We start from the raw sequence: 13,857 nt of genomic DNA, 5'->3' as shown, positions 1-13,857 counted from the left end.
TCTCTCCTAAGCGCCGATCTGCTGGCGCAGCTTGTATTTCATCACCTTGCCGGTGGGGGTGTGGGGCAGCTCGGCCACGATCATGAACTCGCGGGGAATCTTGTAGCGGGCCAGCTTGTCGGCCAAGAAAGCCTCCAGCTCCTCGGCGGTGGGCTCGGCCTCGGCCTTGGGCACCACGTAGGCCACCACCGTTTCGCCCCACTCGTGGTGCGGGCGGCCCAGCACCGCGCTTTCCATGACCGCCGGATGGGTGGCCAGGGCGTCCTCGACTTCCTTGGAGTACACGTTCTCCCCGCCGGTGACGATCATGTCCTTGGAGCGGTCCACGATGTACATGTAGCCCGCCTCGTCCACCCGGGCCACGTCGCCGGTCTTGTACCAGCCGTCCTCAAAGGCCTCTGCCGTGGCCGTAGGGTCGTCCAGATAGCCCTTCATCATGGAAGGGGCCTTGAGCCAAATCTCGCCCGCCTCGCCGGGCTGGGCCGGGGCGTTCTCGCTGGTCATCACCTTCACGTCCGCGCCGGGCAGGCCCTGGGCCCCGATGGATCCCGCGCGCTCCACCTGCTCCCAGGGGAACAGGGTGGTGCCGGTGGGGCCGGCCTCGGTCATGCCGTAGACCTGGTAGAACTGGTCGCTCTGGTAGCGCTTGATGAGGTCCAGCACCACGTCGCCGGAGATGGGGCCGCCGCCGTAAATCCAGCAGCGCATGGAGCTCAGGTCGAACTGGTCGAAGTGGGGGATCATCTGAATCGGCAGGAGGTAGCTGATGGGCGCGCCGAAATACACGGTACATTTCTCATCCTGCACCGCCTGCAAGAAATGCAGGGGATGATACTCGCGGATCAGCACCGTGCAGCCGCCCACGTACTGCATTCCCATGAACCAGTTGTTCAGCGGGCTGGAGTGCCAGATGGGCATGGCCATGAGCAGGCGGTCCCTAAAGTCCATCTTGACCACCATGGCCCCGGTGATGCCCGCGAAGAGCACCGTCTGGTGGGTGTGCACGCAGCCCTTGGGCTTGCCGGTGGTGCCCGAGGTGTAGAGGATCTGGGCCGGGTCGCTGTCCGCGATCTGAACCGCCCGGGGCGCGGGCGCGTTCTGCAAGGCGGCCTCGAAGCGCTCCAGGCCCTCCACGTCGCTGTCCAGGGCCGCCTTTTTCACCGGCGAGTCCAGCTTGGCGAGGACCGGGGCCAGGGCGCCGTCGGCCAAGAGCAGCTTGGCCTGGCTGTGGCCCAGAATGTAGTCCACCTCGGGCGCCTGCAGCTTGTGGTTGATGGGCACCACCACGCCCCCGGCGCGCAAGATGCCGTAGTAGGCGATTACGAACGCCGGGGTGTTGAAGCTCATCAGGCCCACGCGGTCGCCCTTGGCCACGCCCCAGGACTGCAAAAGCCCGGCCGCCTGGCCCGCCAGGGCCTCCAGCTCGGCGAAAGTGGTGCCTTGGCCGTTGTAGCGCAGGCAGTCGCGTCCCGCAAACTTGCGGGCGTTGAGTTCCAGAATCTCCACCAAATTCATGACTGCTTCCCCTCCTTGAGTTGTCCCAACCGGTCTTGCAGCTTGTCCCGCACGGATTCGATGTCCCGGGCCAACATCTTCAGCTCTTCGATGCGCTGGTGGATCTCGGCCAGCTTCTTGTCGCCGTAGGCCAGGCTGCGCTTGATCTGTTCCGCCTCGTCCAGGTCCACGTCCCCCATGCCGATCATCTCGCCGATCTCCTCCAGGGAGTAGCCGAAGCGCTTGCCCCGGAGGATCAGCTTGAGCCGAGCCCGGTCCCGCTTGGAGTACACCCGCCGGTTGCCCGGGGTGCGCTGGGGAGAGATCAGGCCCTTTTCCTCGTAAAAGCGGATGGTGCGGGTGCTGATCTCCAGCTCGGCGGCCAGCTCGGCGATGCTCCACATGGGCGGGCTCCTTGGTTGGCACAAAGGAACATATTATGACGTTGACGTAAACGTCATATAACGCGCGCGACTGTTTTGTCAAGTGACTTGGGAAGGGGCCGGGGGTCAGCGGGGGGGAGAGGGCGGGACGCGCTTCAGAGTGATCAGCGTGACCTCGGGCGGGGCGAAAAGGCGTATGGGCGGACCCCAAAGGCCGGTGCCCCGGGTGGTGTATTGCCAGGCGCCGTGGCCCAGATCATAGAGCCCGGCAAAGCGGGGGTAGAGGTTCTTGACCAGGTAGTGGAAGGGCCAGACCTGGCCGCCGTGGGTGTGGCCCGAGACCTGGAGGTCGATTTTGCCGCGCGTGGCCGGGCCAAAGTCCGGGCGGTGGCGCAGGAACAGGGTGAAGCGGCCGGGGTCCAGGCCCTTGAGGGCGGCGGCGTCCCGGGCCGGGTCGGGCTTGCGGGTGTCCACCACCCCGGCCAGGTTGAGCGCGCGCCCCACGGCCAGGCCCCGGTTGGCCAGGAACACGAAGCCCGCCACCCGGTCCAGGCTCATGGAGGTGCTCAGGCCCACGTAGTTCTCGTGGTTGCCGCCGATGGCGTACTTGCCCAGGGGCGGGCGCACCTTGGCCATAAGCCCGGTGAGCTCGCGGGCGTCCAGCAGCGGGCGGTCCCACATGTCGCCCGCGTCCAGCCACAGGTCGGGCCTGGCCTCCTGGATGAGCTTGATGGCCCGCTTGAGGCGCGCCTCGCCGCCGGGCAGGCCCAGGTGCAGGTCGCTGGTGAGCGCGATGCGTAGCGCGGGAACCTCGGCGGGCAGCTTGGGGGTGGCGATCGTCACCTCCTTGAGGCGCACCTGAGTGGCGGACCAGCCGCCGTAGGCGGTGAGGATCAGGGCCGCGCCCAGGGCCAGGGCCACGGGCCGCCGCCATGCCCAGGGACCGCGCGAGAAGGGCCAGGCCATGAGCCTGAGCAGGTCCATGCCCAGCAGGCAGAGCAGGCTCATGAGCAGATAGGCCATCCACCAGTAGGCCACCGTGCCGATGACCCCGGAGGCCTTGGGGTAGCCCCAGGCATAGGAGAGTACGGTGAGCAGGGGGCCCAGGATCATCAGGCCCAGCCAGGCCCAGGCGATGAGGCGCGGGCCCCGCCCCGGGGGCAGCAGGTGCCGCGCGCAGCGGTAGAAGATTACGTGCAGCCCGGTGTAGACCGAGAAGAATATGGGCAGGAACCAGCGCAAGGCCTAGTTGCCTCCCTTGGGCTTGAGCAGGCGGTAGGGCAGTAGCATCAGGAAAAAGGGCAGCATATAGGCCGCGGCCAAGAGCGGGGCGCGGGGGCCGAAGAACTTGGCCGCCACCACCACCACCAGCACGTTGTTAATGAACACCATGCCCGTGCCGCAGGAGAAATGGTCCAGGCGCTGATGGCTGAGGCGGCCCAGGGCCCAGACCGCGCCGAAGTAGGCCCCGGCCAGTAGGCATGAGAGCACCACCGCGGTGACCACCTGGCCGGATTGCTCAAAGAAAAAGCTGGCGTAAGGCGCGAAGACCCCCAGGTTGATCAAAAAGAAAAGGGTGTTGGTCAGGGGGAACTGGATGCGCCCCAGGGGGGCCAGCACGCCGGGGGCCAGACGCATGGTGAGCCAGGCCAGTACCAGGGGCACGAAGATGACCAGGGCCAACATGCGGCCCATGGCCACCAGGGGCAGGTTGATCTCTTGCCCGACCAGCAGCCAAACCAGGGCGGGCAGGGTGAAGGGCACCAGCACCGAGGTGATCACCGTTAGTTGCAGGGAGCGCGCCTGGTCGCCGCCCAGCATCTGGCAGAAGAAAGGCGCGGTCACCCCGGCGGAGATGCCGGCCAACAAGAGCACCGGCAGGGCCCAGCCCGGGGCCAGCCAGGCGGCGAGGGCCCACAAGATCACCGGCATGAGCACCAGCTTGAGCAGGCTCCACAGGGCCAGCTCGCCCAGGTCCACCCCCTTGATGCGGGTCAGCACCCCGAAGTCGATGCGCAGGAAGGAAAGGTAGAGCACGCCCATCATCATGTAGATCGTGAAGGGGGTGACCCAGGAGGAAGGCCCGGGCAAAAACACCCCGCAGGAGATGCCGGCAAAGGCCACCACGATCATGATGATGTCACGTGATCTCATCCGAGCTGCATCCTTGTTGCGAGGCAATTGGGTGGCGCGGGGCAAATCGCCGGGTAATGAGCTATGAAATTTAACACAGGAATGGGCCGGGGACTAGGCGGGGATAGGCTTGGGCGCGGCGTGGTAGCCCCGTCCCCCGGCCAGGGCCACCAGACGGCCCTCCGGGTTGGTGATGCTCACCTCCCACAGGCTGAGGGTGCGGCCCAGGTCCAGGGCGCGGGCGCTGGCCGAGAGCTTTTCGCCGGGCGCGGCCTTGCCCACGAAGCTGATGCGTGCCTCCACCACCAGGGCGGGGCGTTCCAAGGTGTTGGCCGCCACGGCCATGGCCTGGTCGGCCAGGGCGTAGAGCACCGAGCCGTGCACCCGGCCCACTGCGTTGAGGTGGTCCGGGCCGGGCACGAAGCTGATGGTGGCTTGAGCCTCGCCCAGGCTCTCCACGGCGAGGCCCAGAAAACGGGCCCAGGGGTCGCCGCCCACGGCCTCACTGGCGTAGGCCAGACGCTCCTTGAGTTCACTCACGCTGCTTTTCCTTTGCGTCCGGGCAGGGTGTCCTGGGCCAGGCACACCGCGACCAGGGCCACGACCACGCAGGCCGCCCAGAACAGGAAAAGGTTGCCGTACATGGCAGGGGTGTAGGGGCCCTGGGGGCCGCCTTGCAGGCTGAGCAGCCAGCCGCTCACCGGCTGCATCACCGCCCCGCCGAAGAAGGGGAACAAATTGACCAGGCCGGTGGAGGTGCCCGCGATGGCCACGGGGAACAGCTCCTTGGTGGTGGTGAAAGCCACCACCACGATGGCGCTGGAGCACACGCTGAACAGGAAGAACCACAAATACAACAGGCCCAGGTTCATGCCCGCGGGCTCCAGCCAGAGCACCAGGAGCAGCAGCAGGTGCAGGGTGGTGGCGATGATGAGCACCTTTTTGCGCGAGACCATCACCTTGTCCGAGAACCAGGAGATGAGCGGGCTGCCGATGATCATGCCCACCGCGATCATGGACAGCAGGGCCCCGGCCTGGGGCTTGGTGAGGCCGTAGACCTGCATGAGATAGGGCCCGCCCCACAGGCCGCCCATGGAGAAGAACACCCCCAGGCTGAAGAAGAACCAGATGGCCACCGCCCAGAAACGGCCGTTGCCCAGGACCATCTTCATGCCCTTGCCCAGGGGAATGGCCGCCACGCCGCTGGGGCCGTCGGCCGCGTCGATAATGGGGGGCAGGCCCTTGTCCTCGGGCCGGTTGCGCACCACCACCCAGATGATTACGGCCAGGGCCAGGGTGACCGCGCCGATGAGGATGAAGCTGCCCCGCCAGCCCAGGGCCACGCTGAGCCAAGCCAGGGGCTGGGCCGCGCTGTAGGCCCCCACTCCCCCTAAGGCCATGAGGATGCCCATCATGCCCGCGAACTCGCTCCGCTTGAACCAGTGGGTGAGCACCTTCATGGTGGGTACGAAGACCATGGCCACCCCCAGCCCCACCAGGGTGCGGGCGGCGATGGCCGGGCCGATGGAGCCGGCCAGGCCCAGCCAGATGGAGCCGATGCCCGCCAGCACGAAGAACACGGTAATGGTCTTGCGCGGGCCCCAGGAGTCCGAGAGCAGCCCGGCTGGTATCTGCATGATGGCGTAGGGGTAGAAGTAGGCCGCGCCTAAGAGGCCCACCGCCGTGGCCCCGGCCTCAAGGTCGCGCATCAGGTCCGAGGCCACCACCGCCGGGCAGGTGCGGTGGAAGTAGACCAGAAGGTAGGCCGCGGCCAGCACCGCGAAGACCAGCCAGCGATAGGGCGAGGGGCGAGGGTTGGCGGGCATCGGCAATCCCCCAGCATGAGTGGCGGGGCAGTAGGCATTAAGTCTAGCCTTTTGTCCGTCCCGGAGACAAGGGTCATGCTCGCGGGCTATACTGGGGCCATGGTGCGCGATCCGGTGAGCATAAGAGATCTGTTGGGCGGGGCCCTGCCCGGGGCCTTGGCCTCGCGCCTGCCCGCGCCAGAGCTTTTGGCCGCCTGGCGCGAGGCCGTGGGGCCGGGCATCGCCAAGAAGGCCCTGCCCGTGGCCCTGGAGCAGGGCGGGGTGCTGGTGGTGGCGGTCAGCGGCGCGGCCTGGGTGCAGGAGCTGACCATGCTGGCCCCGGAGCTGTGCGAACGCCTGCGCGGGGCCGGTTTCGCGGTGGCCAGCCTCAAGCTGGTCAAGGCCCCCGCCCCGCCGCCGCCCAAGCCGCCCCCGCCGCCCCTGCCCGAGCTGGAGCCCGGCGAAGAGGCCGAGATGGAGGCCGGGCTGGCCCACATTCAAGACCCCGAGCTGCGCGCGGCCCTCGCGTCCCTGGGCCGGGCCAGCCTCAGAGCCCGCAAAGCTCCTCGTAAATAGCCGCGACCTCGGGGCCGTATTCCTGGCCCGCATCCGCGTAGATGATCAGGGGAGGTTCGACCGATAGCTCCTCGCCGCCGTCCTTGACCGCTTCGATCAGGGCGATCTTGGCGGGTAGCTCCGCCCGGCCGTGCACCAGGCGCAGGCGGCGGGGGGCCAGACGATGCGCGGCCAGCCCGGCCAGGGCGCGGGGCAGGCGCGAGGGCGGCCAGCACAGGGCCAGGCGGCCCTGGGCCCTCAGCAGGCGGGAGGCCGTGGCCCACAGGGCGTCCTCGTCCAGGGCCAGGCGGTGGCGCGCCCGGGCGCGGGACGGGTCGGGCGGGATGCGCCCCTCGCCGGGCTTGCCAAAAGGCGGGTTGCTGATGACCAGGGAGAAGGAGCCGCCCCCCAGCTCCGGGTGGGGCGAGGCCAGGTCGTGGGTGAGCACTCGGCCCGGCACCCCGGCGCGGGCCAGGTTGCGCGCGGCGCAGGCCGCGGCCAGGGGGTCCAGCTCCACGGCGAAGAAAGGCCCGGCCAGGCCCCGCGCGGCCAAAAGCACGCAGAGCACCCCGCAGCCGGCCCCCAGGTCGGCCACGAGGCCCTCCCGCCGGCCGGCAAAGGCGGCCAGCAGCACACTGTCCATGGAAAAGCGGTAGCCCTTGGCGGGCTGCTCAAAGCTATGGCGGCCCAGGCGGCTTTGGGTGGTTTCGGCCCCGCCCCCTCCGCCCGGGCCCATGGAGGCTAGCTCCCGCAGTCCTCGGCCTTCTCGCCGGGGACGAGAGGGTTGATCACCAGGCCGGTGAGCACCTTGGGGTAGAAATAGGTGGCCTTGCGGGGCATGACCAGCCCGGCCTCGGCCACGTCCTGCACCTGGGACACCTTGGTGGGGTTGAGCAAAAAGGCCAGATGGGCCTTGCCGCTTTTCACCGTCTCCAACACGTGGGCCATGTCGGCCAGGTAGTGGATGGTGTGCTCCTGGTCGCGGGCCGCGTTGTCCAGGCCCAGGATCTTTTCCAGCACCAGTTGGGTGAGCACCACCACGTCCAAATTGCTCAGGGGGGGCTGCACGTCCGGCCCCATCTCGGCCTCCATCACCCCCTGCTTGAGGGTGAGCAGATAGGCCTTGTCGCTGTCGTGGGAGATCAGGCCCAGGCTGTTGTTCTTGCCGTCCAGCTCGGCCAGGGACTCGATGATGTGGGCCTTGTCCTCGTCGGTCTTGCCGCTGAGGGTCAGCTCGCGCACCTCGAAGTAGGGCTTGGCCAGGGCCAGGAAGTCCTCCGCGCCGAAGCCGTCCAAACGGGGCAGCAGGCGGTGGCAGGCGAACACGGTGAGGCCCGGGTCGCTCATGGAGCAGAGGTAGGTCAGGGTGTAGTTCCAGATGGCGTCGGGACCGGCCTCGGGGTGCTGCTCACGCATGTAATTGCGGTAGTTGATGGCGGTCTCGTAGCGGTGGTGGCCGTCGGCGATGAAGATCACCTTGTCGGCCATCATTTGCTTGACCATGGTGCAGGCGGCGGGGTCGGAGACCCGGAAGACCCGCTGGGGCAGGCCCATGGGGTCCACGAAGTCAGCCACCGGCTCCGGGTCCTTGGCCGCCTCCAGGGTGTTCATCACCTCGTTCAAGTCGTCGGGGTAGAGCGCGAAGATGGGCGAGATGTTGGCTTCGACCGCCTTGGTGAGCTGGAAGCGGTCTTCCTTGTGGGCGGTGAAGGTCTGCTCGTGAGGCAGCACCTTGCGCTCGTGGGTGTCGGTCACCTGGAGCAGGGTGAAGAAGCCCCGCCGCACCCGCTGGTTGCCCTCGGAGTCGGTGTAGGCGGTCTCGGCCAAATAGAAGCAGGGCACCTCTTCGCGGATGAGCGCGCCCTCTTCCTGCCAGGCCTTGAAGTGCTCGGCCGAGCGGGAGTAGCGGTTGTCGCCTTCCCTGTCGCTGTCGCGCTTCTTGTTCAGCTCGACGCGGATGATGTTATGCGGGTCGGCGGCGTAATAGGACTCCTGCTGGGCGGAGTTGATCACGTCGTAGGGCGGAGTGACCACTTGGGTCAAGCTGGGCACCTTGTCGGGATTGTAGCGCAAGGCTCGAAAGGGAGCCACCACAGGCATGAAGCAAACCTCCGGATGAAAAACGAACAATAGGCCGCCGAAAAGCCTTTTCGGCAAGACCTCAAAGCATGATAAGTACACCAAACCATGCCCGGACGCAAGCCGTGTGAGGCCTGCGGCAAACCCCCTTGACCCGGCCCCCGGCAGGCTGCAAAAATTAATTAAACCAAGCGAGTCTGCCAGCGGTAAGTGGGCCCGGGCGCGCGTGGCCGAGGCCCCGAACCTTCACAAAGGAGCGTATTGTGACCACTCCCCGTCATTGTCCCGGTTTTGAGCAGTTCAAGGAACTGAAGTCCTTCACCTGCGCCTGCCCCAAGTGCGGCAAGGAAAACGAGATATTCTCCGACGAGTTCGACAAGGAGCGCTACTGCTCCGGCTGCAGCGAGAAGATCGACTTCACCCAGTGCAAGCTGGATGGCCAGGCCTAGGGCCGGAACCCCGCCCAAAACCAGAGCCGGACCATATCGGCCCGGCTCCGAAGGAATCGTCCGGGCCGCTCCCCCAGGGGGCGGTCCGGTTTTGTCTTAATAGGGCATCTTGTCGGCCGGGCGCCGCTCGGGCACGTACTCCTGGGCCTCCTCGCCCCGGTTCCAGGCCTCGGTCACGTAGAGGTTGCAGTAGCAGGAGCCGAACTCGGCCACGTCGGGCTCGCGATAGACGCAGGGACAAATGATGTCCGCATCCTTGGCGCGGTCGCCCGAGGCCAGGCGGCAGGGGCAGCACATGTAGCCGTAGCGCTCTTTGTTCAAGAGCAGGCCCTCCATGAGCTGCATGGTGCGGTCCATGTCCTGGTTGAAGAAATACCCCTTGGGCTCCTGGACCTTCTTGAGCATTTCATAGAGCTCTTGCGGGCTCATAGGCCGAGCGCCTCCTTGATCTCCTGCTCGCGGTAGCCCACGATGACCTTGTCGCCGACGATCAGGGTGGGGAAGGAGCAGGCGGGGTTGTATTTCTTCACCTCGTCGATCATCTTCTCGCGCTCGTCCAGGGGGCAGAGATCCACCTCCACCACGTCGTAGGCCACGTTGTTATCATCCAAGAATTTGCGGGTGTTGCGGCAGTGGCTGCAAGTGCTCAGCGCGTAGAGTTTCACCGGCGGAGTCATGGGCGGATCCTTTCCCTGAAATTGGGCGAATTGACTATTTATCCTTAACAGGATACCAAACTGGCCGCGCGGTACAAGCCGGGAAGTGCGGTCCGCGCCTCAGCAAATTTCCGCGCCGAACAGGCTTTGCATGCGCTTTAGCGCCGCCGAGGCCTGGCCGGGGTCGAAGTCGGCCACCGCCGCGGCGGGCACCCGCACCTCCAGGTCGCGGTTGGCCAGGCCGCACACCGTCTCCATCACGCAGATGTGGGTGCACACCCCCACCACCGTGGCCCGCCTTATGCCCGCGTCGGCCAGTATCTCCCCCAGCCCGGTGCCGAAAAAGGGGCTGTAGCGGGTTTTGGTCACCACCACTTCGCCGGGCATCGGGGCCAGCTCCTCGATTATCTCCGCCCCGGGGCTGCCGGCCACGGCGTGGGACGGGAAGCGCTCGAACTCCTTGTCGTCGGGCTCGTGGGCGTCGCACACGTAGATGACCAAATCGCCGGCCTGGCGGGCGGCCTCCAGCTCGTCCCGGATGGCGGGCACGATCTCCGGAGCGCCCGGCACGAACAGGGCCGCGCCGGGGCGCGCGAAATCGGCCAGCATGTCCACGATGATCAGGGCGCGGCTCACGGCGTCGGCACTCCGTAGCTTTTGAAGTCCGGCTGGGGCGGGGTGTCCTGGCGGCTGTAGGAGCGGTCCCACTTGGGGGCCCAATAAGAAACCGGGGGCTTGTTCACCGCCTTGAGGTCATAGCCCCACACCGTCCGGTTGGGGAACATCTTCAAAAAGATGTGGCTGCCGTTGGAAAGTCGGTAGCGGTGCACCTTGGTCTCCCTGCCTTTTAGGGAAGGGAAAACGTCTTTCATCTGAATGCCCTGGTCCTTGGCCGAGCGCATCTCCGGCGGGGGGAAGAAGGTCTTGGGCCCGCGGGCCATGGCCACGGCCCAGGCGGGCATTTGGGGGTCGTCGTAGATGCTGCCTACTTTTTGGAAGTCCCCCTTGCCCTCCTTGTCCATCAGGCAGACCCCGGTGCCGCCCGGAATCTCCATGTTTATCTGGAACACCCGGCCGTTGTTGAGCAGGCGGAAGACGTAGAACAGGAACTTCTCGGTCAGGTCGTATTTGCTTATCTCGTAAAAACTGGCAAAGGCCGCGCCCTGGCGCTTGGCCGTGGTCTGCCACACCTCCACGTAGGTGTCCTTGTAGGGCACCGAAAGGCTGGTGTCGGCCTGGTAGCTATCCAGGGGCAGCCAGAGGGACTTGCTGAGATCAGGCCGCAGCCAGGTGGGGACCGGAGATGCCCCGGCTTCCGGCCCGGCGGCCAGCAGCAGGAGCGCGGCCAGGGCGGCGGCTAGCAATTTGGGCAAAGGCATGCGGCAGATCCTTAGGCGAGGGTTTGCGGCCCCCGAGGGCGGCCATGAGCTGGGCTCATTGTAACCCGCCGCGCCGGCGGTCAAAGCAAAAAACCCGGGGCCCGGCTAGTAGCGCCAGCCCATGATCCCCAGGCCGATGATGTTCAGGACCACGGCCACGGCGTAGATGCCGGACACGGTGAACACCTTGGCCTTGAGCGACTTGAGGCTGAGCACGATGATGGCGGCCACGAAGAAGTGGAAGTAGCCGAACAGGAAGATGAGCCACACCCCGGCGAAGCTGCGGGTCCAGAAGGGATACTCCCAGATCAGCAAACCGCCCTTGTTGAGCAGGCACTCCACGAACACGCAGAAGGCGCTGTAGCCTATGGCCCAGAACCAGCGGTTGGGGATGCCCAGTATCTTCTCTTTGGGGTCGTCGGAGATGGTCTGGTAGTAGATCAGGCCCATGATGGCGAACATGAACATGATCTCGATGTTCCAGCCCACCATGGTGCGCAGGGCGGTGGGGCCGGGCGCGGTCCACAGGGCCGAGTGCTGCGTGAAGTGCAGAATCCAGCCGTTGATGGACTCGTTAACGAAGTCCATGCCGAAGATGGTCAGCCCGGCCAGCAGGCCGTTCCAGTCGGCGGTTCGCCGCGCCTTTTTAAACTGGGCGCTGTAGATGTAGAAGGTGTAGGCCAGCAGCGGGATCACGTACCACTGCAAGGTGCTCAAATCGCGCAGGCCGCTCAGGGCGCGGATGGAGGCCTCGGTCATGGCTTTTTCTCCTCTGGCAGGCGGGCGAGCTGGCGGTTGTGCAGGCGGCTCAGGCAAAGCAGCGCCACGATGGCCCCCAGCAGGCACAGGGCCATGTCGCTCTGGGTGTCCCACACGTAGCCCTGGGTGCCCAAAAAGTCCTCGGCCCCGCTGCCGGTGAGCACCGCCACCCACCACTCGATAAGCTCGTAAAAGGCGCTGACCGCCAGGCACAGGCTGACCACCAAGAGCCCCAGCCAGCCCCGCCGGGCCACCACCCCGTTGCGGATGAACACCTCGCGGGCCACCATGGCCGGCACGAAGCCCTGGGCGAAGTGGCCCAGCTTGTCGTAGTTGTTGCGCCCCAGGTCAAAGGCCTGGCTCACCCAGTCGCCCAGGGGCACCCGGGCGTAGGTGTAGTGGCCGCCCAGCAAGAGGATCAGGGCGTGCAGCCACATGAGCAGGTAGAGCAGGTCCGTGAAGCGGAAGCGGCGGTAGGTGAGCCCCAGGGCGGCCAGGCCCATGAGGGCGGGCAGCACCTCCAGGAACCAGGTGAAGCGGTCGTAGGGTTTCCAGCCGGACCAGGCCAGCAGGATGAGGAAGCTGATCAGATAGAAGAGGTTGAGCTTGTCGCTGCGGTCCATGGCCCCCCGCCCGTGGCTGCCGGTTGATCGTCGCAGACCACTATGCCAAAAAAGGGCGGCTGGGGGAAAGGGCGGCGTTTCCCCGGGGCGCGGCCGGGGGAGGGGGCTAGAGGCTGTCCAGGCCGCTCAGGGGCTGGGGCGTGGGCGCGCAGCTCTGGGTCAGCTCCTCGGAGGCTTCCAGGCCCTGCACCCACATCTGCACGAACTCCTCCAAGGACTCGATGAAACCGGGGTCGTGCTGGGTGCGGGCGATGGTGGCGTGCACCACGACTTTCTCCGGCGCGGGGGGGAAGCCGGTGGTCACGGTCCAGGCCAGGAGGTTGGGGCAGGTGGGCATGGAGAAGCGCACCCCGCCGTTGATCAGGTCCTTGCGAATGGCGAAGTGGCCCCACATGCAATAGAACTCGCACTCTTGCTCGCTGATCTGCTTGACCAGGGAGCTGATGCCCTCGCAGAACTCGGGCAGGCGCTCCAGGCTCAGGCACTGTTGCAGGCGCTGGGGGGTGGTTTGCACATCAGCCAGGCCGAAGAACTCCATGGGGCCTCCGTGGGTTGGCGGGTTGCGGGTCAAAGCCTATCAATGGGCGGGAAGATCGGCAAGCCGGACGGGGGGATGTTAGTGAATGCGGCCTGTTAGGGCGGCGGCCCGGTTGCGGGGCCCGGGCCGGTGTGCTATCAGTGTAAGCAGTTCCCCAACCGTCTTCCGGAGGTTTGCCATGTCCCGCGCTCCCGCCGTGGCCGGCCGTTTTTATCCCGGCCACCCCGACGAACTCAGGGCCATGATCTCGGGCTATCTGGAGCCAGACGCCGCGCCGCAGAAGGCGCTGGTCGCGGTGTGCCCTCACGCGGGCTATGTCTTCTCCGGGGCGGTGGCCGGCCAGGTGCTCAGCCGGGTGGCCATTCCCAAGCGGGTCATGGTCCTGGGGCCCAATCACCAGGGCCTGGGCCAGCGCGCGGCGCTGATGAGCCGGGGCTCCTGGCAGACCCCCCTGGGCGAGGTGCCCCTGGATGCTGAGCTGGGCGCGGCGCTCAAGGCGGCCAGCCCCCTGGTGGCCGAGGACGACCTGGCCCACCGCTACGAGCACTCTTTGGAGGTGCAGGTTCCTTTCCTGCAGATGCTGCGCCCGGAGTTCCTGCTCACCCCCTTGTGCTTGTCCATGCTCTCCTATGAGCAGTGCGCCAAGCTGGGGCGGGCCATCGCCACGGCGATCAAAGAGGTCGGCGAACCGGTGCTTTTGGTGGCCAGCACGGACATGACCCACTACGAAAGCGAGGCCTCGGCCGCCAGCAAGGACAAGCTGGCCCTAAAGCACATCCTGGCCATGGACCCCGAGGGCCTGTACCATACCGTGACCGGCAAGAACATAACCATGTGCGGGGTGCTGCCCACCACCGTGGCCCTGGTGGCGGCCCTGGAATTGGGCGCGTCCGCGGCCGAGCTGGTGGACTACACCAACAGCGGCAAGGTTACCGGCGATTTCGACGAAGTGGTGGCCTACGCCGGCCTGATAATAAAGTAAACACTCTAATGCGTGCCCCCGG

Annotated in this window: 18 protein-coding genes; 3 read left to right on the top strand and 15 right to left on the bottom strand. The window is 66.5% G+C overall.

Annotated elements, in window-relative coordinates; all coding sequences use genetic code 11:
• Nucleotides 1-6 precede the first annotated feature (6 nt).
• From KQH53_08780 to KQH53_08755, 6 genes are all read right to left on the bottom strand, one after another.
• The gene (locus KQH53_08780; protein ID MCB2226757.1) at nucleotides 7-1,515 is read right to left on the bottom strand and encodes an AMP-binding protein; all 1,509 of its coding nucleotides are present in this window, start codon (nucleotides 1,513-1,515) and stop codon (nucleotides 7-9) included.
• Nucleotides 1,512-1,898 (bottom strand): MerR family DNA-binding transcriptional regulator, encoded by a 387-nt coding sequence (locus KQH53_08775; GenBank protein ID MCB2226756.1) that lies wholly within the window; start codon nucleotides 1,896-1,898, stop codon nucleotides 1,512-1,514. Before KQH53_08775 ends, KQH53_08780 begins: the two co-directional genes overlap by 4 nt.
• Before the next feature lie 105 nt (nucleotides 1,899-2,003).
• Nucleotides 2,004-3,119: a metallophosphoesterase gene (locus KQH53_08770; GenBank protein ID MCB2226755.1), complete on the bottom strand. Its 1,116-nt coding sequence runs from the start codon at nucleotides 3,117-3,119 to the stop codon at nucleotides 2,004-2,006.
• 3 nt (nucleotides 3,120-3,122) lie between these two features.
• On the bottom strand, nucleotides 3,123-4,031 hold the full coding sequence (locus KQH53_08765; GenBank protein MCB2226754.1) for a hypothetical protein: 909 nt from the start codon (nucleotides 4,029-4,031) through the stop codon (nucleotides 3,123-3,125).
• Nucleotides 4,032-4,124: 93 nt separating this feature from the next.
• Nucleotides 4,125-4,550 carry a PaaI family thioesterase gene (locus tag KQH53_08760; GenBank protein ID MCB2226753.1) on the bottom strand — a complete coding sequence of 142 codons (426 nt, stop codon included), beginning with the start codon at nucleotides 4,548-4,550 and terminating at the stop codon, nucleotides 4,125-4,127.
• Nucleotides 4,547-5,836, bottom strand: coding sequence for an MFS transporter (locus KQH53_08755; protein ID MCB2226752.1), 1,290 nt, complete (start codon nucleotides 5,834-5,836; stop codon nucleotides 4,547-4,549). The genes KQH53_08760 and KQH53_08755 overlap by 4 nt, the downstream gene beginning before the upstream one ends.
• A gap of 75 nt (nucleotides 5,837-5,911) precedes the next feature.
• Between KQH53_08755 and KQH53_08750 the strand changes: the two genes are divergently transcribed.
• The gene (locus KQH53_08750) at nucleotides 5,912-6,391 is read left to right on the top strand and encodes a DUF721 domain-containing protein (protein ID MCB2226751.1); all 480 of its coding nucleotides are present in this window, start codon (nucleotides 5,912-5,914) and stop codon (nucleotides 6,389-6,391) included.
• Here KQH53_08750 and KQH53_08745 read toward each other — a convergent pair.
• Both KQH53_08745 and KQH53_08740 read right to left on the bottom strand, forming a co-directional pair.
• Nucleotides 6,363-7,106: a methyltransferase gene (locus KQH53_08745; protein ID MCB2226750.1), complete on the bottom strand. Its 744-nt coding sequence runs from the start codon at nucleotides 7,104-7,106 to the stop codon at nucleotides 6,363-6,365. The two genes, KQH53_08750 and KQH53_08745, sit on opposite strands and share 29 nt — an antisense overlap.
• Nucleotides 7,107-7,111: 5 nt before the next feature.
• On the bottom strand, nucleotides 7,112-8,470 hold the full coding sequence (locus KQH53_08740; protein ID MCB2226749.1) for a DUF1015 domain-containing protein: 1,359 nt from the start codon (nucleotides 8,468-8,470) through the stop codon (nucleotides 7,112-7,114).
• 239 nt (nucleotides 8,471-8,709) lie between these two features.
• Between KQH53_08740 and KQH53_08735 the strand changes: the two genes are divergently transcribed.
• On the top strand, nucleotides 8,710-8,898 hold the full coding sequence (locus tag KQH53_08735) for a hypothetical protein (protein MCB2226748.1): 189 nt from the start codon (nucleotides 8,710-8,712) through the stop codon (nucleotides 8,896-8,898).
• A 96-nt stretch (nucleotides 8,899-8,994) separates the two neighbouring features.
• Here the strand turns inward: KQH53_08735 and KQH53_08730 are convergent, their stop codons facing one another.
• The 7 genes from KQH53_08730 to KQH53_08700 form a co-directional block, all read right to left on the bottom strand.
• Entirely contained in the window at nucleotides 8,995-9,327 is a 333-nt protein-coding gene (locus tag KQH53_08730) for a ferredoxin:thioredoxin reductase (protein ID MCB2226747.1), read from the bottom strand.
• Entirely contained in the window at nucleotides 9,324-9,575 is a 252-nt protein-coding gene (locus KQH53_08725; GenBank protein ID MCB2226746.1) for a glutaredoxin family protein, read from the bottom strand. Before KQH53_08725 ends, KQH53_08730 begins: the two co-directional genes overlap by 4 nt.
• Nucleotides 9,576-9,674: 99 nt before the next feature.
• Nucleotides 9,675-10,163 (bottom strand): cysteine hydrolase, encoded by a 489-nt coding sequence (locus tag KQH53_08720; protein MCB2226745.1) that lies wholly within the window; start codon nucleotides 10,161-10,163, stop codon nucleotides 9,675-9,677.
• Between the two features lie 23 nt (nucleotides 10,164-10,186).
• On the bottom strand, nucleotides 10,187-10,933 hold the full coding sequence (locus KQH53_08715; GenBank protein ID MCB2226744.1) for a hypothetical protein: 747 nt from the start codon (nucleotides 10,931-10,933) through the stop codon (nucleotides 10,187-10,189).
• Nucleotides 10,934-11,038: 105 nt separating this feature from the next.
• Nucleotides 11,039-11,692 carry a hypothetical protein gene (locus KQH53_08710; protein MCB2226743.1) on the bottom strand — a complete coding sequence of 218 codons (654 nt, stop codon included), beginning with the start codon at nucleotides 11,690-11,692 and terminating at the stop codon, nucleotides 11,039-11,041.
• A complete protein-coding gene (locus KQH53_08705; protein ID MCB2226742.1) occupies nucleotides 11,689-12,315 on the bottom strand; it encodes a DUF2238 domain-containing protein in 627 nt (208 codons plus the stop codon). The genes KQH53_08710 and KQH53_08705 overlap by 4 nt, the downstream gene beginning before the upstream one ends.
• 106 nt (nucleotides 12,316-12,421) lie before the next feature.
• Nucleotides 12,422-12,853, bottom strand: coding sequence for a hypothetical protein (locus KQH53_08700; protein MCB2226741.1), 432 nt, complete (start codon nucleotides 12,851-12,853; stop codon nucleotides 12,422-12,424).
• Between the two features lie 178 nt (nucleotides 12,854-13,031).
• Between KQH53_08700 and amrB the strand changes: the two genes are divergently transcribed.
• On the top strand, nucleotides 13,032-13,835 hold the full coding sequence (gene amrB / locus KQH53_08695; GenBank protein ID MCB2226740.1) for an AmmeMemoRadiSam system protein B: 804 nt from the start codon (nucleotides 13,032-13,034) through the stop codon (nucleotides 13,833-13,835).
• Nucleotides 13,836-13,857: the final 22 nt, after the last annotated feature.

This window comes from Desulfarculaceae bacterium (assembly GCA_020444545.1).
In the GTDB taxonomy this organism is placed as follows: Bacteria; Desulfobacterota; Desulfarculia; order Desulfarculales; family Desulfarculaceae; genus Desulfoferula.
This window is presented reverse-complemented; position numbering and strand designations above follow the sequence as displayed.

Excerpts from the sequence above, each read along its gene's own strand:
- KQH53_08780 (MCB2226757.1), bottom strand. The coding sequence starts at position 1,515 with ATGAATTTGGTGGAGATTCTGGAACTCAACGCCCGCAAGTTTGCGGGA.
- KQH53_08775 (MCB2226756.1), bottom strand. The coding sequence starts at position 1,898 with ATGTGGAGCATCGCCGAGCTGGCCGCCGAGCTGGAGATCAGCACCCGC.
- KQH53_08765 (MCB2226754.1), bottom strand. The coding sequence starts at position 4,031 with ATGAGATCACGTGACATCATCATGATCGTGGTGGCCTTTGCCGGCATC.
- KQH53_08755 (MCB2226752.1), bottom strand. The coding sequence starts at position 5,836 with ATGCCCGCCAACCCTCGCCCCTCGCCCTATCGCTGGCTGGTCTTCGCG.
- KQH53_08750 (MCB2226751.1), top strand. The coding sequence starts at position 5,912 with ATGCTCGCGGGCTATACTGGGGCCATGGTGCGCGATCCGGTGAGCATA.
- KQH53_08745 (MCB2226750.1), bottom strand. The coding sequence starts at position 7,106 with ATGGGCCCGGGCGGAGGGGGCGGGGCCGAAACCACCCAAAGCCGCCTG.
- KQH53_08740 (MCB2226749.1), bottom strand. The coding sequence starts at position 8,470 with ATGCCTGTGGTGGCTCCCTTTCGAGCCTTGCGCTACAATCCCGACAAG.
- KQH53_08730 (MCB2226747.1), bottom strand. The coding sequence starts at position 9,327 with ATGAGCCCGCAAGAGCTCTATGAAATGCTCAAGAAGGTCCAGGAGCCC.
- KQH53_08725 (MCB2226746.1), bottom strand. The coding sequence starts at position 9,575 with ATGACTCCGCCGGTGAAACTCTACGCGCTGAGCACTTGCAGCCACTGC.
- KQH53_08720 (MCB2226745.1), bottom strand. The coding sequence starts at position 10,163 with ATGCTGGCCGATTTCGCGCGCCCCGGCGCGGCCCTGTTCGTGCCGGGC.
- KQH53_08715 (MCB2226744.1), bottom strand. The coding sequence starts at position 10,933 with ATGCCTTTGCCCAAATTGCTAGCCGCCGCCCTGGCCGCGCTCCTGCTG.
- KQH53_08710 (MCB2226743.1), bottom strand. The coding sequence starts at position 11,692 with ATGACCGAGGCCTCCATCCGCGCCCTGAGCGGCCTGCGCGATTTGAGC.
- KQH53_08705 (MCB2226742.1), bottom strand. The coding sequence starts at position 12,315 with ATGGACCGCAGCGACAAGCTCAACCTCTTCTATCTGATCAGCTTCCTC.
- KQH53_08700 (MCB2226741.1), bottom strand. The coding sequence starts at position 12,853 with ATGGAGTTCTTCGGCCTGGCTGATGTGCAAACCACCCCCCAGCGCCTG.
- amrB (MCB2226740.1), top strand. The coding sequence starts at position 13,032 with ATGTCCCGCGCTCCCGCCGTGGCCGGCCGTTTTTATCCCGGCCACCCC.